Here is a 21,196-nt window from a genome sequence, read left to right on the forward strand (position 1 = left end):
GTCCGTGCCTGCCCGTGGTCGGCCGACCTCTGCGGCCCCTCACCTCCTATACGAACGAACCGGACCGGAATCGACACCGGCAGGCGGCTATGCGGCGGGGGACTGTGCGGCGGGCGGCTGCGCAGCGGCCAGGGCGGCTCGCAGCCGATCGAGTTCCGCCTCGGTGCCGATCGCCGCCCGTGCGGCCGGATGGTCGACGTAATGACGGATCGCGTTCGCGAGGAACGTGGGCTCGACGTCGACCGACAACGGAATCGCGTAGCGGGTGTAGCGCACCTGACCGGCGACGAAGAGCCAGATCTGGTGAGATCGCCTCGCCGGTGGCACCGGCCCGCCCGGCGCCAGCAGGGTCCAGGCGAGCACCGACTGGCTCCGGAACCGCTGGATCAATACGCCTGCCACCCCCAACTCCACCCGAGGACGCGACAGGAAGGGCAGCGCGACGCCGACGGCGATCATCGCGGCCACCAATGTCGCCGCGACGAGGAACATGGGCAGCGGGTCGGTGTACGGGCGCATCGCATACTCGTTCGGCACCCGCTCGGTCGGGATCATGCCGCCCGCGAAATAGAACAGCAGGATGGACCACGCGCCGAAGAGAAACGGACTCGACCGCACCACGAACCGGCCGTCGCGGAGGCTGAACGTCGTCGGCGGCCGCCGCTGTCGCCAGACGAGCACCTGATAGCCACCGAACGGCACGAGCAGGGCGACCACCATGCCCAGGCCGTACAGGGCGTAGACGGCCGTGAAGCGGAGATCGGCGGAATCGCCGACGCGCCACGTGACCGGCTGCCACCAGAAGGTGATTAGCAGCCGGAGCACGAACGCGACCAGCCCGAAACCCACGGCGGCGACGCGGAGCCCTTGGCGGGACATGTCCGCAGTGTAGAAGCCGGACGCTCACCGAGCGGCGTCGTAATCCGCCCGCGCCGCCAGCACCTCGTCCATATGCGTCTCGGCCCAGATCTTGACCGCGCGCACCACCGGCATCAGGCTCTCCCCCAGCGTCGTCAGCTCATAGTCGACGCGGACCGGCACGCTCGCGGTGACCGTCCGGGTCACCAGCCCATCGCGTTCGAGCGACCGCAGGCTCTGCGTCAGCATCTTCTGGCTCACCCCGGCGATCTGCCGGGCCAGGTCGCTGTAGCGCAGCGGTCCGTCGGCCAGCGCGGCGAGGATCAGGCAGACCCACTTGTCGCTGAGCGAGTCCAGCAGCTGCCGCGTCGGGCACAGCGCCAGGAAGGCGTTGTACTCGAACTTGGCCTGCTCACGACGTCGAGCCGCGGTCGTCGTCGGCATCGGTCCCCACCTTCCGGTCCCCTACGCACTTCTGGGTGCCTTCTTTCTGATGGAGAGTACCTCTCCTACGGTTGGTGACACCTCACCACGAAGGAGAATCTGATGCGTGCAGTCACCGTGACCAGTCCGCAGGGCTTCGACTCGATCGAGCTCACCGACCTGCCCGTGCCGCAGCCCGGCCCTGGTCAGCTGCGGGTTCGCGTACGGGCGAGCGCCGTGCACCCGGCCGACCTGGCCGCGGCGAACGGCGCGTTCGCACACCTCACGCCGCCGGGCGAACGCCGCGTACTCGGCTGGGATCTCGCCGGCACGGTCGACGCCGTCGGCTCCGGCGTCGACCGGTTCCGCCCGGGGGACGAGGTCGTCGGACTCACCTTCTGGCTCGCTGCTGGGGAAGGCGTACAGGCGGAGTTCGCGCTCCTCGACGCGTCGGCCGCGGCGCCCGCTCCGGCCGGCGTCGACCCGGCGTCGGCGGCCACGTTGCCGCTCAACGCGCTGACCGCGGCGTACGCGCTGGATCTCGCCGATCTGCCGCCGGGCGCGACGCTCGCGGTGTTCGGCGCGGCGGGCGCGGTCGGCGGGTTCGCCGTCCAGCTCGCGGCGGCGCGCGGACTGCGGGTCGTCGCAGTCGCGGCCGCCCACGACGAGCACCTGGTACGCGACTACGGCGCGACCTGGTTCGCCGACCGGTCGGCGGAGCCCGCGTCAGCGATTCGCGCCCTGGTCGACGGCGGCGTCGACGGCGTCTACGACCCGGCCTTGGCCGGAGCGGAAGCGTTGTCGGCCGTACGCGACGGCGGCGTCTACGTCAACGGTTACCCGGTCGCCCCGGAGTCCCAGCGGGGCATCCGCACCGAAGGCGTCCAGGTCGCCCCGGACGGCGTACGCCTGGCCGAGCTGGCCGGGCTCGTGGAAGCCGGCCGGCTCCGGCTGCGCCTCGCCGAGACCTATCCGCTGGCCGACGCGGCGTCGGCGTACAAGCGGCTGGCCGCCGGCGGTGTGCGCGGCGGCATCGTCCTGGTGCCGTGAGCACAAAATGGAGGGCCGGAGATCACTCCGGCCCTCCATTTGTGGCGCGCTCGATCAGGCGGCCGGCGGGTTGACCACGCTCACGGTCAGCACGTTGCCGGACTGAGCGGTGACCGTGGCCGTCACGCCGTGCCCGGCGACCTTGACGCTGTTCTGCGGGTCGGCGGAGCTGTAGTACGCCAACGGGTTGCTGTCGTCGAAGGTCGGCATGCCCGCGTTGGCGGCGGCGCACGCCGCCACGGTCTGCACGGTCTGCGACTTGCCGCTACCGGTCAGCACCTCCTTGTGGAGGCACGTCTCCGGCACCGATTGCAGGCCGAAGGTGGCGTCGAACGGCTGGCGGCGGTTGCTCGGCGCAGAGCCGTCGGGGTAGGTGAACGGCGCGGGCCGAGCGTCCACCGGCAGCGATTGGCCGGTGCCCAGGTGCGCCGAGACGTCGTTGTCCTCGACGGCGTGGTTGACGTACCAGACGAGCATGCCCGGCCGGAACGAGAAGAACTCGACCTTGTCCGGCGCGGTGTACGCGAAGCTGAACTGGTACGGGCCCGTCCGCAGCGTGTCGTCGTAGCCGACATACTGCCGGTTCTCCAGCAGGTAGTACCGGTCGGCGGTGGTGGTCACCGTGCCGGTGGACCGCTGCCATTCGCCCGTCGCCGTCCAGCTGCCCGGCTGCTCCGCGTCGTCGGTGAACAACGTGGTGCCGCCGGACTTGGCGACGATGTCGTCGAGGAACGCGCCCGCGAAGTGGACGCCGCCGTCGGTCTGGTAGCGGAACCGGAATCGGGTCGCCGCCCCGTTGGCGTCGTACGAGAACCGCAGCGAGGTCCAGCGGCCGCTGGACGACCCCGTGACCGACTGCCCGGCCGGCGACCAGGTCACGCCACCGTCGGTCGAGTACTCGCCGTAGAGGTAGTCGTACCCGGACTCGATGTCGTACCAGGCCTTGGCGGTCACGGTGACCCGCGAGGCGGCCGGGACGGCGTGCGACAGCGACTCGTTGAGCTGGTCGGCGCTGCCGGTCCACCAGGCGTACTGGCCGGACGACGGCGTCGTGTACGCCGTCGAGGTGGTGGCGTCGGGCAGATCGACCTTGATCGCCTGGGCGTTGGCCGCGTTCGAGTCCTGCGCCGGGTCGAGCTGGATCGTGCCGCTCTGGCCGAGCGCGACCTCACGGTAGTCGAGCCAGCCGAGGAACAGCTTCTCCTCCGGGCCCATCAACCCGGGCGTGGTGCCGATGCCCTGACCGGCGTCCGCGCCGTGACCCAGCCAGGAGCCGGAGCTCATGAGGGTCCAGAACGCGGTGCCGTTCTCGCCGCCGGCGGTGTCGTAGTAGTCCGGCAGGCCGAGGTCGTGGCCGAACTCGTGGCAGAAGACGCCGAGGCCGCCGTTCTCCGGTTCGGTGGTGTAGTCGCCGAGCCAGTAGTTCGAGTTGCCGATCCGGGAACCGCCGGACAGGTTCGCCTGCCCCGCAACGGTCGGGCCGGTCAGCCCGAAGTCGGTCGGGTTGACGTACCAGCGGTGCGACCAGATGGCGTCCTCGCCCTGCGCGCCGCCACCGGCGTCCTCGCCCTGACCGGCGTGCACCGCCTGGAAGTGGTCGATGTAGCCGTCGGGCTCGTCGTAGTTGCCGTCGTTGTCGAAGTCGTAGCGGTCCCAGACGTCGAACTGGGCCAGGTACGCGTTGATCTGGTCCGTGCTCATCGACTGCAGCGCGTTCTGATACCAGGCGTTGCCGGTGTCGGAGATGAACGCCCAGGAGCCGCCGTTGTCCTCGATGGCGTTGTCGCCGTAGTAGGACTCGTTGTAGGGCACCTGCACCCAGTCGCTGATGGCGTTGGTGACCGAGTACCGCCCGGACGACAGCGCCTCGTAGTAGCTCTTCATCGACTCGCCCGAGCCGTTGAACAGCTGGTCGTAGTAGGCGGGGTTGTAGTCGGCGGCCCAGGTGGTCGAGTTGTCCACCGACCGGTCCGGCTGGGGGATCTGGTTGTGCAGCGGACCCGGCTGGGTGCCGTACTTGCCCAGGCTCTGCGTGCCGAACTCGGACAGGATGGTGAAGATCTTGTCGGTCTTCTCGAAGGCGACCTCGACGACGTTGTCGGTCGAGGCGTCGAGCGTGACGTTGCCCTTCGCGTCGACGTGGGCCTGGCCACGCGCCACCTTCTCGAGCGCCGCCTTGCGCTTGCCGATCCACTGATCCGTACGCGGACCGGGGCGGTTGTCCGGTCGCTGTGCAGCCGTGTCGGCCGGAGCCGTGGCCGCGGCGGCGGTCAGTGCCGGCGCCGCGCCGGCCGGCCACTGCAGCGCCGCCAAGACCACCGCGACGCCGACGGCACCGGCGACGGCGGGGATGGTGAGCTTCCTCATCGTTGGTCGCCTCCCAGGAGCGGAGAATGGCAGGGCGACGATGCCCCACCACCTGCGGAGTCTCACAGAGACCGCCGAGTCATCACTCAGCCGCCTGGGCAGTCCTTACACGCACGGCTGACAACGATCGGTTCCGCTTGTCAGCCGTTACCTCCGCCTGTCGTACGCGGCCGGTTTCGGCGCTGGTCCGGCCGGGTAGCTGTATCCGGACCACCGACCTGGGAGGTCCCGATGCGACCTGACTCGATCCCACCCGACGACGCTCCGTTCAGGGAGCAGACACCGGAGGAGTTCGCCGAGGAAGAGGAGCGGCCCTTCGAGCGCAAGCTCCGCGAGGACCGCGAACGCGAGCAGCGCGAAGGTCACGCCGAGCCCACCGAGCCGGCGGAGTAGGTTAACTGTCTAATGTGGCCGTCGAATCTATGATGGCCGCCATGACTGCTGACAAGTATCAATCGGATCGCCGCCGCGTCGTCGGCGCGGCCTTCGCGGGCATCGCCTCCGGCGTCGGCCTGGCCGTGGGCACCGGCGCGACGGCGCCGTCTCCGGCCAGCGCCGGCGTCGGAACCGGTTCCCGGCCGCTGCGCATCACGGTCGCCGCGGTGGACGCTCCCGCCTACATCAAGGCGGACGCGAACTATGTCTGCACGGGGACCGACGACCACGTCGTCATCAACGCGGCCATCGCCGAGGCCGCGACCGGGCCGGTGGCCGGCAGCTCGGAACGGGCGCTCAACGCCGTCGAGCTGTCCGGCGGACAGTACTACTGCTCAGGGTCGGTGCTGCTGCGCTCCGGAGTCGACGTCATGGGCGCGGGCATATACGCCTCGGTGCTGCGCGCGGTCGGCATCACCACCGCCACCGGCGCCGGCGCCCGCGTCGCGCTGGTCAAGCTGTTCGACCTGAATACGCACGGCTGCGGCCTGCACGGGTTCACCCTGGAGGGCGGGGGCACCGGCGGCGGGACCGCGGACGGCCTGGTCTACTGCAATGACGGCTCGGCGAACCCGAGCGGCTATCCGTACACGTCACCGGACCCCGACTGCTACGCGTACAACTTGTTCGTCCGGGGATTCCGCACGCCGGGCGTCGGCGGCGCCGGCCGCAACGGCCTATACGCCGAGACCGACATGCGGGGCACGTTCTTCCACAGCTGCAATGTCCGGGACTGCTCCGGTGACGGCGTCGTGCTCAACGGGACCCCCGACTCGCACGTCGACCGGATTCACATCGGCGGCATCGACGGCTACGGCGTCAACGTCTCGTCAGGCAACAACAAGGTGACCAACTGCAAGGCCTACTACTGCAACATCGCCGGGATGCGGCTGGCCGGCAACCGGGGCACCTTCACCTGTCTGGAGGTCCAGGACTCGGTCGTCGGCTTCGACATCTCCGGATCGCCGGCCGTCATCGCCGGGCTGACCGCCGACACCTGCCGCGACGACGGTGTCATCGTTCAGGCGACCGGCGTGTCTCTCGACGGCTTTCAGGTCTTCTGGCGCTCCGGCGGCCGATACCCGTCCCAGCTTCGCGGAGTGACCTTCACGGGCTCGCCCGCCGAGGTGACGGCGGTCGGCCGGGTCGCGACGAACGGGATCACCACGAAGGTCTCCGGTGCCCCCGGCGCGAACTCGTTCGTCCGCGTCGCCGGCGGCGCCATGTACGCCGTCGGCTGAGTATTCCGCCGGACCGGGCGGTGCGCTGGTCGCCCGGCCCGGCAGGTCTGTTCAGTTCGGCGCGGTCGGCAGGCGGAGGATGCACCGGCCGAGGTCGAAGGTGAGCAGCGAGCCCGTGGCCGAGGTGGTGGTCCACGAGCTGTCGGTCGAACTGATGACCAGACCCAGCTGGTGCCCGGCCTTGATCACCTGGTCGGTGGCGGCCAGCCGCAGGGTGACGGTCTGCCAGGTCAACGCCGGCATGCCGGTCGGGCTCGACAGCGAACCGCGATGGGCCAGGTCGAGCCAGCCCCGGCTGAGCACGGAGACGCCGGTGTTGATCACGTTCTTGGTGACCTTCTTGTAGCAGCCGTCGTCGGCCGCGCTGTTGTCGCCCCAGCAGTCCTCGACCACGCCCGTCGTGATGCCCTGGCCGGACTCCCAGTTGACCCGCGTCTGGTTGCCGTAGTCCACCAGCCGGGCGGTCAGCGTCGCGGTGGACAGCGTCGACTGCATGCGTACCGTGACCGTGGCGCTGCCGGCTAGATGGAGATCCTGGGGCAGGGCCGGGGTAAGGAACACCCAGCGGCCGAGTTTGGCCAGCTGCGGGCCGGTGGTCGCGGTGGACTCCGACAGCGCCAGATCGGTGATCGCCATCGAGCCGCCGTTCGGCCCGGCGGTCGACAGTTCGCCGGTCACACCGTTGCCCGGACGCAGGTAGTACACCGGGCTCGTGGTGCCGGCCGGGGGCCACTCCGGCAGATCCACCCAGGTGTCGGCGGCCCGCTCGACAGTGGCCTGCGGCTCGTCCATGATGCCGGTGTCGAGGCCCTGGAGCCACTGGTCGAACCACCGGTGCAGGGTGTCCACCCAGACCGCCCGGCGGAAGTCGAACGGGTCCACGTGCTGTTCCTGCGACAGCCAGAGCTTGCGGGGTACGCCGGCCGCGGCGAGCTGTTCCCAGAGCCGGCCGAAGTTCGAGCTCTTGACGTTCAGGTCGTTCATGCCGTGCACGAGGAAGACGCTGGCCTTGATGTTCGCCGTGGTCGCCACGTAGTCCCGGTCGGCCCAGAAGGGTGAGTAGTCCAGCCCGTTGTTGGCGACCAGCGAAGCCCGGGTGGCCGAGCAGGAGGCCGGCGGCCGGGACGTGTAATCGTCGTGCAGCCCGACGGTCGAGTTGACGTTCGACCGCACCGCCCCGTTGAGACGTTCGTAGTCGTACCAGCTGGTCACCGCGCTGATCGGCACCACCGTCGCCAACCCCGGTACGCCGGTCGCGGCGACCCCGGTGACCATCGCGCCGTCCCAGGATTTGCCGATCATGCCGGCCTTTCCGCTGAACCACGTCGCGAAGACCTGCTGGCCCATCGCGTTGTGGGCGACGGCGTTGCCGCCCAGCCAGTCGATCACCGCCTTGGCCCCGAATACCTCCGCCTTGCCGCCGACGTCGAGGCAGCCCGTCGAATGGGTGCTGCCGGACAGGTCGACGCCGAGGAACGCGTACCCGCGGGGCACGAAGTAGTTGTCGTAGTAGAGCGGCATCTTGACGATCGGGCTCGTCGGGTCGTTCGGGTTGAGGTAGAGCTTCTTCTCCAGCTCGTTCCCCCGCCCGAGCAAAGTGTAGTAGGGGGAGGCCTCGACGATGGCGGGCACCTGCAGACCGGGGTTGTCCGGGTCGACCGGCCGGACGATGTCGACCGCGATCCGGTCGGGTCCGGGTTCGGCGTCGCTGTCGACGCTGCTCTGTACCCAGACCACCTCACGGATCGCGGAGGCGTAGTCGTAGACGGGAACGGTCTGGTTGCCCTGGATGTGTTTGGGCGGGAGCGCGTACGCGGTGACGGCGCCGACCGGCAGGGTGGCCAGGGCCAGCGTCACGGCGAGGACGGTTCGTCGCATCATGGCGGGGACCGTATCGACTGGCACAACGCATTTAGATGTATCTGTCGGAAGGGCGTCGCTTGAAGGAACTTTCGGTGATGCTCACGTGCCGCACCGGGCAGCCGCGTACCGTCGGAAGGGTGGCGGACGACGACGTCAAGATCACTCCGATGGGCCTGGAACACCTCCGGCAGGTACGCGACCTCGGCCGTCAGGTATACGACGTGACGGTCAAGCCCTACACCTCGTGGTCGCTGACCTCGATCGCGGAGCACCTGGACACCGACGAGGGCGCCTGCTGGGTGGCCCTCGTGGACGACCGCGTCGTCGGCTTCGTCCTCGGGTCGATGACCTTCGAGCTACGCGACGACTGGGCGTACCTGGAGTGGATCGCCGTCGCGCCGGAGCAGCAGGGCAAGGGCATCGCCCGCCGGTTGGTCGATGTGTGCTGCAACGCCCTGTTCGCCGCCGGGGCGACCCGGGTCGTGACCGACGTCGAGGAGACCAACCACGCCTCGGCCGCGCTCATGGAACGCAGCGGGTTCACCGCGGCGACCACCGTCACGCTGTTCACCCGGGCGAATCCCGAAGGCCCCGACGAGCCGGCCGGAGTCGCACCCGCGGCGGGCAGCCGCCGGACGCTGATCCGCTCCGGCCGCCTCGTCGGCGACAAGCGCTCCTAGACGGCGGCCGCGCGGCGGGAGCGCTGCAGGACGGGGTCGGCGACCGGCGCCGCTGCCAGCAGCCGCTGCGTGTACGGGTCCACCGGCGAGCCGAGCACGACGTCGGTGGGGCCGGTCTCGACGACCCGCCCGCGATGCATCACCGCGACCCGGTCGGCCAGTTGCTCCACGACGGCGAGGTCGTGGCTGACGAACAGGCAGCCGAATCCGAGGTCGCGGGGTCGTCAACGACTGGCGGTCTGGTTCCTGGTGCTGGCCTTCGTCAGCATCGGGATCGAGTTCCGGATCGGCGCGCTCAAGGAGGCCGGGTGGCGGCCGGTCGCCGTCTTCGCCAGTGCGACGGTCGCCAACCTCGCCCTGGGCCTGGCGTTGGCGAGCCTGCTGTTCGCCGGGTTCACCCTCACCTAGCCGGGCATCGGGTCGTCGCGCAGACGGGCGTGCACATGCATGTCGTGCCACCCGTCCGCGTGACGGCCCGCCTGCCGCTGCGTCCCCTCGACGGCGAAGCCCAGCTTGGCCGCCACCCGGCAGGACGCCTCGTTGGCCGTCGAGTGCGACAGCTGCAACCGGTGCAGCCCCACCTCGCCGAAACACCAGGCGATCACGGCTTCGGTCGCCGCGACCGCCATCCCCCGGCCACGCGCTTCCGGCCGCACCCAGTACGACACGTGGGCATGCCCCTCGAACAGGTCCACCTGCCGCAGTCCGACCTGGCCGAGCGCCACGTCGTCCGGGCCGGTGATCGCCCAGCTCGCGGCGCGTTCGGCCGACCAGTACCGGGGCCAGCTCTCGATCCAGCCGAGCGCCTCTTCGCCGGTCATCGTGCGTACGTGCCAGCGTTGGACGGCCGGATCGGCGTACGCCGCCACGACGGCGTCCACATCGGACTGCCGCCACGGCCGCACCACCACATCCGCGGTACGCAGCACCGGCTGGGGCTGATCACGCAAGATTCCCTCAGGACAGGCGGCGGTCGCAAGCAGTGGCACGCGATCATCATGCCGCAGCCGTCAGGCCGCGGCGACGGCCGCCTCAGCCGCGCGGGCCGCGGCGAGCGCACTCGACGACGCCGGGACGAGCGGAAGGCGTACCCCTGGGGTCTGCAGACGGCCGCTCGCGTGGAGAACGGCCTTGATCACCGTGGGGTTGGGCTCGGCGAACAGCGCGGCCGAGAGCCGGGCGAGGCGGTGGCCGAGGTCGGGCCGCCAGTCGGCGACGAGGTCGGCGAACGACCGGGTGGCCAGATGAGCGCTGGCGAGGATCCCGCCGTGCGCGCCGAGCGCGAGCATCGGCGAGATGAACTGGTCGTCGCCGCCCAGGACCGCGACCCCCGGGTCGGCGAGGAACTCCACCGTGGTCGCGTCGATGCCGCCGGCCGAGTACTTGAAGCCCGCGACATTGGGGATCGCCGCCAGCTCGCGCAACACGGCCGCCGACAAGGGCTGCCCGGTGCGATAGGGGATGTGGTAGATGACCAGCGGAACCGGGCTCAGCTCGGCCATCCGCTCGAAGTACGCCACTACCCCTCGCTCCCCCGGCCGGACGAACGGCGGCACAAGGATCAGCGCCGCGACGGCCTCCGGCCGGTCGGCCAGCCGACGCAGTTCCTCCGGGGTGTTGGCGCCGACGATCATCGGTGCGCCACGGTCTCGGCACACCGCGCTGAGCGTGTCGAGGACTTCCCGCTGCTCGGCGGCGGTCAGCGCGGACGGCTCGGCTGTCGTCCCGAGCGCGACCAGACCGGTCGCCCCGTCAGAGAGGACTTGGTCCGCCAGCTTCGCCAGGCTGGCGAAGTCGACGGCGTCGGCGTGGTCGAAGGGAGTGATCATGGGCAGGAAGAGGCCACTCAACGTCATGCCTTCCAGCGTGGACAGGACGACTCGGTAGCACCAGTTCGGCTTTCTGCGGTGATGCGTAAGCTGAGCTGATGCTTGACGTCCGGCGTCTGCTCCTGCTGCGCGACCTGGCCCGGCTCGGCACCATCGCGGCCGTCGCCGAGGCGCACTCCTACACCGCCTCGGCGGTGTCGCAGCAGCTCACAGCGCTGCAACGGGAGGCGGGCGTACCGCTGATCGAACCGGCCGGCCGCACCGTGCGGCTCACCGCCGCCGGTCACGTCCTCGCCGAGCACGCCGAGAAGGTGCTCGCCGCGCTGGAGGCCGCCTCGGCCAGCGTCGCGGCCGTGCAGGGCAGCCTGCGTATCGGCGCTTTCCCCTCGGCGGTCCGCACTCTGCTCCCCCGTGCTCTCGTCGCGCTGGCCGACCGCCATCCGGGCTTGGACCTGACCGTCCACGAACTCGACCCGGCCGCGATGGCCGTCCAGTTGCTCGACCGGCGCCTCGACGTCGCCTTGATGCAGAGCTACGACCTGCTGCCGCTCACACCGGAGGCCGGACTCTCCACGGTCGATCTCTTGGCCGAGACGGTCCACCTCGCCGGCTCGGAGTCGCTGGCCGACTGCGCCGACCGGGTCTGGATCGCCGGCAGCCCCGGCACGCTGTGCCACGCGGTGACCCTCCAGGCCTGCCACCTCGCCGGGTACGCCCCCCGCATCCGCCATCACGTCGACGACTTCACCGCTGTCCTGGCCCTCGTCGCCGCCGGACGCGGCGTCGCCCTCGTCCCCGCGCTCGGCGTCGTTCCCACGCCGGGGGTGACGCTCACTCCGTTGCCGCTGCGTCGGCGTACGCACGTGGCGTACCGCACGGGCTCCGACGCGCATCCGGCGGTCGCCGCCTGCGTCGCGGCGTTGCGCGCGGCCGCACCGGCCGACACCGTCGCGCCCGGGTCAGCACACCACCGGTGAGGTCACAGCGTCGCGATCGGGTTCACCGGCGAACCCGTCCCGGACGGGAGCCGGAGCGGCGCGACGACGCAAAGGAAGGACCATCGATTCTCCTGCGCGCAGAGCGCACACAGATCGTCCAGCAGCAGATAGTCGATCAGATGGACGCCGAGTGCGTGGATCGCGAGCACATGGATCGGAAAGTCGACCCCGGTCGGCGGGGCGGTGTCGTTGTTCCCGTCGCTGCCCAGCACGGCGACCTTGCGGTCGGCGACGAACTCCAGCGCGGCGGGGTGCAGTCCGGCCCGCGCCGAGGCCGTGTCCCACGCGCCCAGGGCCGCGCGGCGACGCCGGTGTCCGACATGGACGAACAGCAGGTCGCCGGGCCTGACCTGGACGCCCTGGGCCGCCTCCGCCATGGCGAGATCCGCCGCGGTCACGTCGTCGCCCGGGTCGAGCCAGCGCACCCCCCGAAGACGCGGAATGTCGAGCAGGACGCCGCGGCCGACGATCCCGTCGCGGACGACGTCGATCGTCAACGCGGGCAGGCCGTCAGGCTCGACGAAGTCCGCCGGTACGCCGTTGTAGAGAGTCCCGTCGTAGATGACGTGACAGAGCGCGTCGAGGTGGGTGTCCGCGTTGCCGTGAATGTTGAGCGCCAGCCGGTCGAAGGCGAAGTTCAGGCCGTCGTCCCCGCGATGCTCCGCCGGTGAACTGATCATCTCGTGGTTCCAGGGATGCGGATTGTCGACGGAGGCGTCCGTCTCCACCGGAACGGCCAGGGACACCGACCGGCCGAGCCGGACCTCCTCCATGGCGGCGCGCACGGTCGACGGCGTGATGTAGTTCAGCGCGCCCCGCCGGTCGGCGCTGCCCCAATCAGCTTGCCGCCGTAGCCGCGCATACAGTGCGGCGAATCCGGCCTTGTCCACGGGCGCGGTTCGGACTGATGCCTTCGTGCTCATGCTGATTGCCTCCGCCCTGCAGCGACCCGTGGTGAGACCGATGTGTGCGCCGGCTGACCTCAGGCGCTCATTCCGTGAACGGCGAGCGAGCGTTGTGCGTGCTCGTGCAACGCCAGATCGGCGGAGATGTCCGCGTGCGGATCGATGTCGAAGACGACCTGCCTGATCCTGCCGGTGAACGCGAACGGTGACCGGTCGGCGTAGTCTCGGTCGACGGGCAGCCCGTTGTCGCAGCCGATGTCCATGCCCGCGTACCCGGAGAACCGCACAGGCACGGTGCGCTCCATCCGCCCGCCGCCCACGACGCGGTCGTTGACGAGCAGCGTCACCTGCCCGCCGGTGGCCGGCCGGGCGGCGTCGGCGGCGAAGACGAGGGCGACGTGGACGTCGCCGGTCGGCAACGGCTCGCTCGCCGCCTGGCGGTAGACCTCCACCCCCATCATCGAATAGGTGTGCTTGAGGATGCCTCCGTCGACGAACAGCGCGAACCCGCCCAGGTGGTCGGCCTCGGCGACGATGACGCCCTCGCCGCCGCCCTCGGGGACCACCAGGTCGGCGCTGATGGTGTACGAGTGGTTGTAGATGCGCGGAATCATGCCCGACGCGATGTTCTGCACGCCGGAGTAGAAGGTGAACCGGGTCTGGCTCGGCATCGGCGGGACGATGCCGAAGTAGATGCTCATGCCGCCCAGCATCGGCAGCACCCGGTATCGCTCGGCCTCACGCCAGAACAGTTCCTGGAGTTCTTTCACCTTGTCCGGATGCTGGTCGGCCAGGTTACGTGCCTGGGTGAAGTCGTCGGGCAGGTAGTACAGCTCCACCGGATCGGCGTCGGGGTCCCAGACGCCGGGCGCGAACCGCTTCATCGTCTCCGGGGTGGCGTCCCACGGAATGCGGGGCATCATCATCGACAGCCACCAGCCGTCGGCGTACATGGCGCGATTGCCGAAGATCTCGAAGTATTGCCGGGTATGGCGTTCCGGGGCGTTCGCGTCGATCAGCGAATCACCGAAACTGACGCCGTGCATCGGCTCCTGCTCGATGCCGTCGACGTGCGTGGGCTGCGGTATGCCGGCCAGTTCCAGCACCGTCGGCGCGATGTCGATGACGTGGCTGAACTGCGAGCGCACTTCGGTTCCGGCGGTGTGGCCGGGCCAGTGGACCACCATCGGGTCCCGGGTTCCGCCCAGGTGCGAGGCGACCTGCTTACCCCACTGGAACGGCGCGTTGCCGGCCCAGGCCCAGGCCGCCGAGAAGTGCGGCGAGACCAGGTCGGTCCCCCAGACGTCGAGGCCGCCGTACTGCTGCACCAGCGCCAGCTGCTGCTCGGAGCTGAGCGGGATGCCGTTCTGCATGGTCAGCTCGTTGAACGAGCCGGTGATGGTGCCTTCCATGCTGGCGCCGTTGTCCCCCCAGATCCAGATGACCAGGGTGTTGTCCAGCTCGCCCATGTCCTCGATAGCCGACAGCACCCGGCCGACATTCCAGTCGGCGTTCTCCTGGAAGCCGGCGTAGACCTCCATCTGGCGGGCGTACAGCTTTTTCTGCTCGTCCGGCAACGAGTCCCAGGCCGGGAACGCCTCGTGGCGTGGCGTCAGTTCGGCGTCGGGCGGGACCACGCCGAGTTCCTTCTGCCGGGCGAACACCTCTTCCCGGTACGCGTCCCAGCCCTGGTCGAAGGCGCCCTTGTAGCGGTCGGCCCACTCCTGCGGCACGTGATGCGGCGCGTGCGCGCAGCCGGTCGAGAAGTAGACGAACCACGGTTTGTCCGGTTCCTGGGCGCGTACGCCGTGCAGCCAATCGATCGTGCGATCGGCCATGTCGTCGGGCAGATAGTAGGGCCGGCCGTCGGAACGCTCGGGGACGCCGACGGTGGTGTGGTTCTCGGTGATCACCGGATCCCATTGGCCGGACTCGCCGCCCAGGAATCCCCAGAAGTAGTCGAATCCCCATCCGCTGGGCCAACGGTCGAACGGACCGGCCGGACCCTGCTGATGGTCCGGCGTCAGATGCCACTTGCCGAACGCGGCCGTCGAGTAGCCGTTGCCCTGCAGGATCCGGGGCAGCGGCGCACAGTCTTGCGGCAGGAATCCGGTGTAGCCGGGGAAGCCGCTCGCCAGCTCGCCGATCGAACCGAAGCCGACCGTGTGGTGGTTGCGTCCACTCAGCAACGCCGCCCGCGTCGGCGAACACAGCGCCGTGACGTGAAAGCGGTTGTAGCGTACGCCGTTGTCGGCCATGCGCGTGAAGTTCGGCGTACGGATCAGGCCACCGAAGGCGTCCGGCTGCCCGAAGCCCGCATCGTCAATGAGGACGAGCAGCACGTTGGGCGCGCCCTCGGGCGGCCGCACGTGCCCGATCTGCGCCCAATCGGGCGCGGAACCGGCCAGAGTCCGGTTGATCGTCCCGGAGAAGCCCGGCCGCCGGATCGGAAGAACCTTACGGTCCTCGGTGTCGCTCGCCATCTTCGCCGCCCCCCGAATCGTCGTCTGCAGGCGGCTGCTGACGTGGAGCCGGCCGCCGGCAGACGTCCGGTAGACACCGTAACCGACGGAAATGTCCGGCGGAGCGGCTATCAAGGCTTCGACATTCATGCGCCGCCCGGTGCGGTGATCATTGCGTCAGCCATGCTGTTTCGGCGGACAAATCGCCACGCGAAACGACGTGGCTGACGCAATGATCAGCACGATCGAGCCGACCGGGTCAGATCGGGTCGGACTGGCCGAGGGGCGGGCCGGTGAAGTCCAGCCAGTTCGCCCACCCAATCTCGGCGATCCCGGCCGGGCCGACCGGTCCGGCCGACTCGGCGTACTGCTCGAAGAACCGCTCGATCCCGGACGGCGTGGTGATCACCAGCAGTCGTCCGGGCTCGTCGCCGACGTTCTGGAAGGCGTGCGGCAGGCCCCGCGGGCCGAAGGCCAGACCGCCGGCCGACGCGGACAACATGTCGTCGCCCGCCTTGAACCGGAACTCGCCCGCGAGCACGAACCACAGCTCGTCCTCGCGCAGGTGACTGTGGAGACCGGGCCCGGCCTTGGGTGGGACGTGGAAGTCGAGCACCGTCATCGAGCCGTTGGTCCGCCGGGTGTCGGCCTTGATCGTCACCTCGCCGCCGATCGGCGCGGGCAAGGTCAGGCCCTCCCCGGCGGCCACCGCGAACGCACTCGTCATGACCTCAGGCTAGGCCGCCGGACGGCTCAGGAGCGGGCGATCCGGTAGCCGACACCCGGGGTGGTGCTGATGACGGGCGGGTCGCCGAGCTTGCGCCGCAGCCGGCCCACCGTCACGGTGACGGTGTTGGTGAACGGGTCGGCGTTCTCGTCCCAGACCCGCTCCAGCAGCGCCTCGGCGCTCAGGAAGCCCGGACTCGCCCGCAGCAGCGCCTCCAGCACGGCGAACTCCTTGACCGACAGGTCGAGCGCCCGGCCGTCGCGCACGACGGTGCGGCGTACCGGGTCCAGCTCGATCCCGGCCACCCGCAAGCTCCGCGGCCGGGCGTCGGGCTGCCGCCGGGCCAACGCCCGGATGCGCAGCACCAGCTCCGGGAAGTGGAAGGGCTTGGCGAGGTAGTCGTCCGCGCCCAGGGTCAGGCCGCTCACCCGGTCGCCGGGCGCGCTCGCCGCGGTCAGCATCAGCACCATCGGGCGCTCGGCCCGCTCGGTGATCATCTGGCACAGCGTGTCGCCGTGCAGTCCGGGCAGGTCTCGGTCCAGCACCACCACGTCATACGCCGTGAGGTCGAGCTTGGCGGCGGCGGACAGCCCGTCGTCCGCCCGGTCGACGGCCATCCCCTGGTCGCGCAGTCCCTCGGCGACGACTTCGGCCAGCGCCGGGTCGTCCTCCACGACGAGGACTCTCATGCCGCGACCAACGCCTCGGCCGCCGACGGCAGGGTGACCGTGGCCCGCAGGCCGCCGCACTCGCGGGCCGCCAGGGTCAGCCGGCCGCCGTGGGCCGCCGCTACCGCCGCCACAATGGACAGCCCCAGCCCGGACGACCCGGTACGCTCGGCGCCCAGCCGCTCGAACGGGCGCGCCAGCCGGTCGACCTGGCCCTGGTCGAAGACTTCGCCGCCGGTCTCCACCACCAGTTCGGCGACGCCGTCGAGCGGCCGGGCCGAGATCGAGATCCAGCCTGAGGGCTGGTTGTGCACCACCGCGTTGTCGACGAGGTTGCCGACCAGCCGGGCCAGCAGGGCCGGGCTGCCATCGACCAGCACCGAGGCCGGCACGTCGACCGTGACGGTGAGCCCGTCGGCCGGACGAGCGGCCAGGGCCGCCGTCACGAGGTCGTGCATCGAGACCGCCGCCGTGTCGGCCAGCGCGCCGTGCTGCGCCCGGGCCAGCACGAGGAACCCGTCCAGCAGATGGTCGACGCGGTCGAGCTGCGTACGCATCCGGTCGGCCAGCACGACGGTGGCGGTGGGCACGTCCGGCTTGGCGACCGCGACGTCCAGTGACGCCCGCATCGTGGCCAGCGGCGTACGCAGCTCGTGCGAGGCGTTGGCGACGAACCGGCGCTGGGCGTCGAACGAGGTCTCCAGCCGTCCGAGCAGTTCGTCGATGGTGTCGGCGAGATCCTTCACCTCGTCGGACGGGCCGTCGACGGCCAGCCGCCGGTCGAGGTTGTCGGCCGAGATCCGTTGGGTGGCCGCCGTGATCGTCCGCAACGGCCGCAGCACCCGGCGGGCCAGCGCCCGGCCGAGCAGCACCGAGACGACCGCCATCACGATCATCGCGATCAGCGCGCCGACCAGCAGCTGCCGATTCTGCTCGGCGTGCACCGCGGCGAGCTCTTCCTCAAGCGCCCGGACGCGCTCGGGCACGTTGTCCACCGTCGCCGTCCCGCCGGGCGCCTGCTGCGTCTGGCTGACCCCGCCGGCCAGCAGGACCGTCAGCCCGAGCAGCGCGGCTCCGGACACGAGGAACACCACCGCGTACAGCAGGGTGAACCGCACTCCCACGGTGCCGCCGCGAAACGCTCTGCGCAGCCTGATCATGCTCCAAGGATGCCTCGTCCGACCTAACAGCGGCATGACAACGCCGGTTCGCCCGGTGTTACGGCGTACTCCGTAGAACCGTCGCCATGACGAAGAAGACACTCCTCGCCCTGGCCGCCGCCGGGCTGAGCGTGGTGGCCCTGGGCCTGCTGTACGCCTTCGGCAACCAGTCCTCGTGCGACGGCCCCTGCCCGGTCGCGGCCCGGAGCAGCGACGGCTCGATGGTCAGCGACCGGTTCTGGTTCCGGCACCGGGACCTCGGCCGGACCGGCGGCATCACGGTCCGGCTGACCTCGATGACGGGGACGATCACCTATCCCCCGCCGAACCACGACGAGATCGTTCCGGGTCTGACCCCGTGGGCGAAGGTGGGGATCATCGTCAAGGACGGCGTACGCCCGGGGTCGCCGTACGCCGCGCTCGTGATGACCGGCGGCCACGGCGTCCGATTCCAGTACGCCTACACCGGCGACGTCGCGGGCACACCGGGGCTGGGAAGCGAGGTCACCGAGCGGTCCCCGCGCTGGCTGCGCCTGACCCGCGACGGGGACACGATCGCGGGCTACGAGTCGGCCGACGGCGTGAGCTGGCGCAAGGTCGGCGTGGCGACGCTGACCGGCCTGCCCGCGACGGCTCAGGCGGGGTTCCTCGCAACCTCGCCAGGTGACCTGACGCTGCGGGAGATCGGGCTCGGCGGCGCGATCGAAGAAGTGCGGTTCACCCAGGCGGTCGGCGTGTTCGACAAGGTCACGACCGAGGGCACCGGCGGCGAGTGGCAGAGCGCGGCGGTCGGCGAGATGAACCACACCGACTGGGAGAAGCTCCACCGGGCGGCCGAATCCAGCGAACAGGACGGCGTCGTCACCATCGCCGGCACCGGAGACATCGGCCCGGTCTCCGAGGACAGCGGGATCACCGCCGGCCGAACCCTGTCCGGGCTGCTCATCGCACTGATCATCCTCGTGATCGTCGCGGCCCGGCATGGCGCACGGGCGGCCCGCGACGACACCGGCGTACGCCGGGGCGCGCTGCGGATCGGGCTGGCCGCGTTCGCGACAGCGTTGCTCGCCATCGGCGTGACCATGCCGGTGAGCCTCGCGATCCTGGCCGCCAACGACATTCCGGTCGATCGGCTACCGGTGCTCACCGGCGTACGCGTCGTCCTGGGGCTGGCGGCGGTGCTCGGGCTCGCCGCGGTGTTCGCGTACGGGCTGGGCGTCGTGCTGCGGCGCGCCTGGGTCGCCGCGCTCGTCGGGTTGACCCTGGTGGCATTGCCTTACGCCGTCACGGTCGTCCCGTTCCTGCCGGACACCGTCGGCGTCTGGCTGCTACGCCTGACTCCGGCGGCGGGCTTCGCCGTCCAGCAGACGGCGACGGCGTACGCCCAGGTCACCGCGCACTACACCCCGGCGAACGGGTACTACCCGCTGCCGGGGTGGGCCGGGCTGGCGGTGCTGTGCGCGTACACGGGGATCGTCCTGGGATTCGCCGTGCGCAAGCGGACCACCGAGCCCGGCTGGCGTTAGCCGGTCAGCTCGCTTCGCGGAGGAAGGCGACGCCGTCGGCCTCCGCGAGGTGCGCCGGGTCGAGCGGGAAGTAGCCGGCGGCGGCCGGGACCCCGGTCCGCGGCGCCACGTCCGTCAGTGCCGCCGCCAGCCGCGCACCGTTCAGCAACAGGCGATCCGGGCCGAGCGCGGCCAGCTGTCCCTCCACAGTGGCCGGATCGGGCGCGCCGATCTCCCGGTCGGGCAGCGATCCCAGGGCCGTAGCGATGTAGGCGTAAGCGTCGCCAAGCCGCGTGGCGGCGATCGCCCCCGCGCTCCACCAGGCGAGTTTCGGTCCGGCCAGCTCCCACCGGCTGAGCTGTCGCTGGAGGTGGGCGTTGGCGGAGAACACGAGCGTCGGGCCGCGCCGCGCCTCACGTTCCACGATGGACAGCAGATTCTCCGCCATGATCGCGTCCCGCAGCGCCATCAGCCGGTTGACCCGGCCGGGCCAGTCGTGGGCCAGCGCCGCGTGGTACTGCAACAGCCGGGCAGCCATCCGCGCGTGCAGCTCCGCGCGCCACCAGGCGTCCGCGGAGGTCGCGGCGATCAGACTCGGCGCGGCCATCAGCAGCCCCGCCCGCAGGTCGTCGGCGAGCACCCGCAGCCGCGCCACCTCGGGCTTCGATCCCACGCCCCGCGCCGGCTCCATCGCCGCCGCGGGGTCCTCCCAGCGAGCGTCGTCGCCGCACAGGCCGTCGATCTCGGCCCGGTCGCCGGGCAGCAGGTCCGCGTCCATTTCCGCCAGATAGTCGTACGCGTAGAGCAGCGGCCCGCGTGGGCTGCGTGCGTACATGGTCTCCGTCGGCGCGTCGAACCCGTAGAACCGCACCTCCTCGTCGCAGTCGCGCAGCCACTCGACCAGTTCCCGGTTGGCCGGGTACGCCCCCCAGCCGTGGCTGATGCCGTGGGCGAGCACGTCGTCGAGGTCTCCGGCGCCGGTGCGGACGTAGTCCTCCACGAGCAGCCCGGCCAGGCAGTCGCTCTCGATCGCGATCGATCGGTAGCCCGCGTCCGCCACCAGGTGGCGCAGGATCTCGTTGCGTAGCCGGGGCACGGTCTGCTGCCCATGGGCCGGTTCACCGAGGCCCAGCAGCCGGGGCCGGCGGGGCAGCGTGTCGAGGAAGTCGAGCAGACCCTCCCGGGTCAACGGGCCGGCCGCAGCGGCAAGAGTGTCACGATCCATCATGCATTCAACCTTATCGTTGAACCGTCGGTTGAGACTTTTGCCCCCGCTGACGTCGCCACCATGCCAGTAAGCTTCAAACCGTGAGTTCACCCCGATGGCGGCCGGTCGACCTCGCGCGCGAGCACGGGCTGTCCACGCAGGCGGTCCGCAACTACGAGGAGGCCGGCATCCTGCCCCCGGCCCGCCGGTCGCCGTACGGCTACCGCGCCTACTCGGAGACCCACGCGCAGGCGCTGCGGGCCTTTCTCGCCCTGATCCCCGGCTTCGGGCACGCCACCGCGACGGCGATCATGCAGGCGGTCACCGAGCAGCGGATCGAGCAGGCCCTGGAACTGATCGACGCCGGGCATGTTCAGCTACGGCAGGACCGGCTGACCCTGACCGCCGTCGAGCACGCGTTGCGCGACCTGGCCGCACCGGAACCGGCGACCGGCAGCAGCTTCGTCGGCCCGCTCGCCCGGCGGCTCGGCGTACGCCCGGCGACCCTGCGCAAATGGGAGCGGGCCGGTCTGCTGCGGCCCCGCCGGGACCGCACGACCGGCTACCGGGTGTACGCCGCCGCCGACGTCCGCGACGCCCAGCTGGCCCATCAGCTGCGCCGGGGCGGTTACTCCCTCGGCCGCATCGCCCTGCTGCTCGACCAGGTACGCACTGCTGGCGGCGTCGAACCCCTCGAAGCCACCCTGGCCGACTGGCGTACGCGGCTGACCCGGCGCGGCCGGGCGATGCTGGCCGGCTCGGCGGCGCTGCACGCCTACCTCACCGAAAGCTCCTCGCTGCGCGGGTAGGCGGCGAAG

21 protein-coding genes are annotated in these 21,196 nt (G+C 70.7%); 8 read left to right on the forward strand and 13 right to left on the reverse strand.

Going from position 1 to position 21,196, the window contains the following annotated elements; translation table 11 throughout:
• Positions 1-87: 87 nt before the first annotated feature.
• Positions 88-879: a hypothetical protein gene (locus AB0H43_RS05760; protein WP_359997047.1), complete on the reverse strand. Its 792-nt coding sequence runs from the start codon at positions 877-879 to the stop codon at positions 88-90.
• A gap of 24 nt (positions 880-903) precedes the next feature.
• Entirely contained in the window at positions 904-1,302 is a 399-nt protein-coding gene (locus AB0H43_RS05765; protein ID WP_359997050.1) for a helix-turn-helix domain-containing protein, read from the reverse strand.
• A 102-nt stretch (positions 1,303-1,404) separates the two neighbouring features.
• Here AB0H43_RS05765 and AB0H43_RS05770 point away from each other — a divergent pair, with 102 nt between their 5' ends.
• Positions 1,405-2,331, forward strand: a complete 927-nt coding sequence (locus AB0H43_RS05770; protein ID WP_359997052.1) for an NADP-dependent oxidoreductase — start codon at positions 1,405-1,407, stop codon at positions 2,329-2,331.
• Positions 2,332-2,385: 54 nt separating this feature from the next.
• Here the strand turns inward: AB0H43_RS05770 and AB0H43_RS05775 are convergent, their stop codons facing one another.
• Complete coding sequence (locus AB0H43_RS05775) at positions 2,386-4,698, reverse strand: immune inhibitor A domain-containing protein (protein ID WP_359997055.1); 2,313 nt, start codon at positions 4,696-4,698, stop codon at positions 2,386-2,388.
• Positions 4,699-4,929: 231 nt separating this feature from the next.
• On the opposite strand from AB0H43_RS05775, the gene AB0H43_RS05780 reads away from it, so the two are divergent.
• A complete protein-coding gene (locus AB0H43_RS05780; RefSeq protein ID WP_359997057.1) occupies positions 4,930-5,091 on the forward strand; it encodes a hypothetical protein in 162 nt (53 codons plus the stop codon).
• Between the two features lie 41 nt (positions 5,092-5,132).
• Positions 5,133-6,374, forward strand: a complete 1,242-nt coding sequence (locus tag AB0H43_RS05785; RefSeq protein ID WP_359997060.1) for a right-handed parallel beta-helix repeat-containing protein — start codon at positions 5,133-5,135, stop codon at positions 6,372-6,374.
• A 51-nt stretch (positions 6,375-6,425) separates the two neighbouring features.
• On the opposite strand, the gene AB0H43_RS05790 is transcribed toward AB0H43_RS05785, so the two are convergent.
• Positions 6,426-8,255, reverse strand: coding sequence for a CocE/NonD family hydrolase (locus tag AB0H43_RS05790; RefSeq protein ID WP_359997062.1), 1,830 nt, complete (start codon positions 8,253-8,255; stop codon positions 6,426-6,428).
• A gap of 119 nt (positions 8,256-8,374) precedes the next feature.
• Between AB0H43_RS05790 and AB0H43_RS05795 the strand changes: the two genes are divergently transcribed.
• Positions 8,375-8,917: a GNAT family N-acetyltransferase gene (locus AB0H43_RS05795; protein WP_359997065.1), complete on the forward strand. Its 543-nt coding sequence runs from the start codon at positions 8,375-8,377 to the stop codon at positions 8,915-8,917.
• On the opposite strand, the gene AB0H43_RS05800 is transcribed toward AB0H43_RS05795, so the two are convergent.
• Complete coding sequence (locus AB0H43_RS05800) at positions 8,914-9,087, reverse strand: hypothetical protein (RefSeq protein ID WP_359997068.1); 174 nt, start codon at positions 9,085-9,087, stop codon at positions 8,914-8,916. The genes AB0H43_RS05795 and AB0H43_RS05800 overlap by 4 nt on opposite strands.
• A gap of 79 nt (positions 9,088-9,166) precedes the next feature.
• Between AB0H43_RS05800 and AB0H43_RS05805 the strand changes: the two genes are divergently transcribed.
• Complete coding sequence (locus tag AB0H43_RS05805) at positions 9,167-9,325, forward strand: hypothetical protein (protein ID WP_359997071.1); 159 nt, start codon at positions 9,167-9,169, stop codon at positions 9,323-9,325.
• Here AB0H43_RS05805 and AB0H43_RS05810 read toward each other — a convergent pair.
• Both AB0H43_RS05810 and AB0H43_RS05815 read right to left on the reverse strand, forming a co-directional pair.
• Positions 9,322-9,906, reverse strand: a complete 585-nt coding sequence (locus tag AB0H43_RS05810) for a GNAT family N-acetyltransferase (RefSeq protein WP_359997074.1) — start codon at positions 9,904-9,906, stop codon at positions 9,322-9,324. The genes AB0H43_RS05805 and AB0H43_RS05810 overlap by 4 nt on opposite strands.
• A 21-nt stretch (positions 9,907-9,927) precedes the next feature.
• Positions 9,928-10,773 carry a dihydrodipicolinate synthase family protein gene (locus tag AB0H43_RS05815; RefSeq protein WP_359997077.1) on the reverse strand — a complete coding sequence of 282 codons (846 nt, stop codon included), beginning with the start codon at positions 10,771-10,773 and terminating at the stop codon, positions 9,928-9,930.
• A gap of 71 nt (positions 10,774-10,844) precedes the next feature.
• Between AB0H43_RS05815 and AB0H43_RS05820 the strand changes: the two genes are divergently transcribed.
• Entirely contained in the window at positions 10,845-11,723 is an 879-nt protein-coding gene (locus AB0H43_RS05820; RefSeq protein WP_359997079.1) for a LysR substrate-binding domain-containing protein, read from the forward strand.
• Positions 11,724-11,725: 2 nt separating this feature from the next.
• Here the strand turns inward: AB0H43_RS05820 and AB0H43_RS05825 are convergent, their stop codons facing one another.
• The 5 genes from AB0H43_RS05825 to AB0H43_RS05845 all read right to left on the reverse strand — a co-directional run bounded on the left by AB0H43_RS05825 (position 11,726) and on the right by AB0H43_RS05845 (position 17,666).
• A complete protein-coding gene (locus AB0H43_RS05825; RefSeq protein WP_359997082.1) occupies positions 11,726-12,667 on the reverse strand; it encodes a cyclase family protein in 942 nt (313 codons plus the stop codon).
• Positions 12,668-12,726: 59 nt separating this feature from the next.
• Positions 12,727-15,261 (reverse strand): arylsulfatase, encoded by a 2,535-nt coding sequence (locus AB0H43_RS05830; protein ID WP_359997085.1) that lies wholly within the window; start codon positions 15,259-15,261, stop codon positions 12,727-12,729.
• Between the two features lie 109 nt (positions 15,262-15,370).
• Positions 15,371-15,838, reverse strand: a complete 468-nt coding sequence (locus AB0H43_RS05835; RefSeq protein ID WP_359997087.1) for a cupin domain-containing protein — start codon at positions 15,836-15,838, stop codon at positions 15,371-15,373.
• A gap of 26 nt (positions 15,839-15,864) precedes the next feature.
• On the reverse strand, positions 15,865-16,527 hold the full coding sequence (locus tag AB0H43_RS05840) for a response regulator transcription factor (RefSeq protein WP_359997090.1): 663 nt from the start codon (positions 16,525-16,527) through the stop codon (positions 15,865-15,867).
• Positions 16,524-17,666 carry a HAMP domain-containing sensor histidine kinase gene (locus AB0H43_RS05845; protein ID WP_359997092.1) on the reverse strand — a complete coding sequence of 381 codons (1,143 nt, stop codon included), beginning with the start codon at positions 17,664-17,666 and terminating at the stop codon, positions 16,524-16,526. The genes AB0H43_RS05840 and AB0H43_RS05845 overlap by 4 nt, the downstream gene beginning before the upstream one ends.
• Before the next feature lie 86 nt (positions 17,667-17,752).
• On the opposite strand from AB0H43_RS05845, the gene AB0H43_RS05850 reads away from it, so the two are divergent.
• A complete protein-coding gene (locus tag AB0H43_RS05850) occupies positions 17,753-19,192 on the forward strand; it encodes a hypothetical protein (protein ID WP_359997095.1) in 1,440 nt (479 codons plus the stop codon).
• A gap of 4 nt (positions 19,193-19,196) precedes the next feature.
• Here the strand turns inward: AB0H43_RS05850 and AB0H43_RS05855 are convergent, their stop codons facing one another.
• Positions 19,197-20,399, reverse strand: a complete 1,203-nt coding sequence (locus AB0H43_RS05855; RefSeq protein WP_359997097.1) for an erythromycin esterase family protein — start codon at positions 20,397-20,399, stop codon at positions 19,197-19,199.
• Between the two features lie 80 nt (positions 20,400-20,479).
• On the opposite strand from AB0H43_RS05855, the gene AB0H43_RS05860 reads away from it, so the two are divergent.
• Positions 20,480-21,187: a TioE family transcriptional regulator gene (locus AB0H43_RS05860; protein WP_359997100.1), complete on the forward strand. Its 708-nt coding sequence runs from the start codon at positions 20,480-20,482 to the stop codon at positions 21,185-21,187.
• Positions 21,188-21,196 lie beyond the last annotated feature (9 nt).

Source organism: Hamadaea sp. NPDC050747, from assembly GCF_040654195.1.
Lineage (GTDB): Bacteria > Actinomycetota > Actinomycetes > Mycobacteriales > Micromonosporaceae > Hamadaea.

Excerpts from the sequence above, each read along its gene's own strand:
- AB0H43_RS05760 (WP_359997047.1), bottom strand. The coding sequence starts at position 879 with ATGTCCCGCCAAGGGCTCCGCGTCGCCGCCGTGGGTTTCGGGCTGGTC.
- AB0H43_RS05765 (WP_359997050.1), bottom strand. The coding sequence starts at position 1,302 with ATGCCGACGACGACCGCGGCTCGACGTCGTGAGCAGGCCAAGTTCGAG.
- AB0H43_RS05770 (WP_359997052.1), top strand. The coding sequence starts at position 1,405 with ATGCGTGCAGTCACCGTGACCAGTCCGCAGGGCTTCGACTCGATCGAG.
- AB0H43_RS05775 (WP_359997055.1), bottom strand. The coding sequence starts at position 4,698 with ATGAGGAAGCTCACCATCCCCGCCGTCGCCGGTGCCGTCGGCGTCGCG.
- AB0H43_RS05780 (WP_359997057.1), top strand. The coding sequence starts at position 4,930 with ATGCGACCTGACTCGATCCCACCCGACGACGCTCCGTTCAGGGAGCAG.
- AB0H43_RS05785 (WP_359997060.1), top strand. The coding sequence starts at position 5,133 with ATGACTGCTGACAAGTATCAATCGGATCGCCGCCGCGTCGTCGGCGCG.
- AB0H43_RS05790 (WP_359997062.1), bottom strand. The coding sequence starts at position 8,255 with ATGATGCGACGAACCGTCCTCGCCGTGACGCTGGCCCTGGCCACCCTG.
- AB0H43_RS05815 (WP_359997077.1), bottom strand. The coding sequence starts at position 10,773 with ATGACGTTGAGTGGCCTCTTCCTGCCCATGATCACTCCCTTCGACCAC.
- AB0H43_RS05820 (WP_359997079.1), top strand. The coding sequence starts at position 10,845 with ATGCTTGACGTCCGGCGTCTGCTCCTGCTGCGCGACCTGGCCCGGCTC.
- AB0H43_RS05825 (WP_359997082.1), bottom strand. The coding sequence starts at position 12,667 with ATGAGCACGAAGGCATCAGTCCGAACCGCGCCCGTGGACAAGGCCGGA.
- AB0H43_RS05830 (WP_359997085.1), bottom strand. The coding sequence starts at position 15,261 with ATGAATGTCGAAGCCTTGATAGCCGCTCCGCCGGACATTTCCGTCGGT.
- AB0H43_RS05835 (WP_359997087.1), bottom strand. The coding sequence starts at position 15,838 with ATGACGAGTGCGTTCGCGGTGGCCGCCGGGGAGGGCCTGACCTTGCCC.
- AB0H43_RS05840 (WP_359997090.1), bottom strand. The coding sequence starts at position 16,527 with ATGAGAGTCCTCGTCGTGGAGGACGACCCGGCGCTGGCCGAAGTCGTC.
- AB0H43_RS05845 (WP_359997092.1), bottom strand. The coding sequence starts at position 17,666 with ATGATCAGGCTGCGCAGAGCGTTTCGCGGCGGCACCGTGGGAGTGCGG.
- AB0H43_RS05850 (WP_359997095.1), top strand. The coding sequence starts at position 17,753 with ATGACGAAGAAGACACTCCTCGCCCTGGCCGCCGCCGGGCTGAGCGTG.
- AB0H43_RS05855 (WP_359997097.1), bottom strand. The coding sequence starts at position 20,399 with ATGATGGATCGTGACACTCTTGCCGCTGCGGCCGGCCCGTTGACCCGG.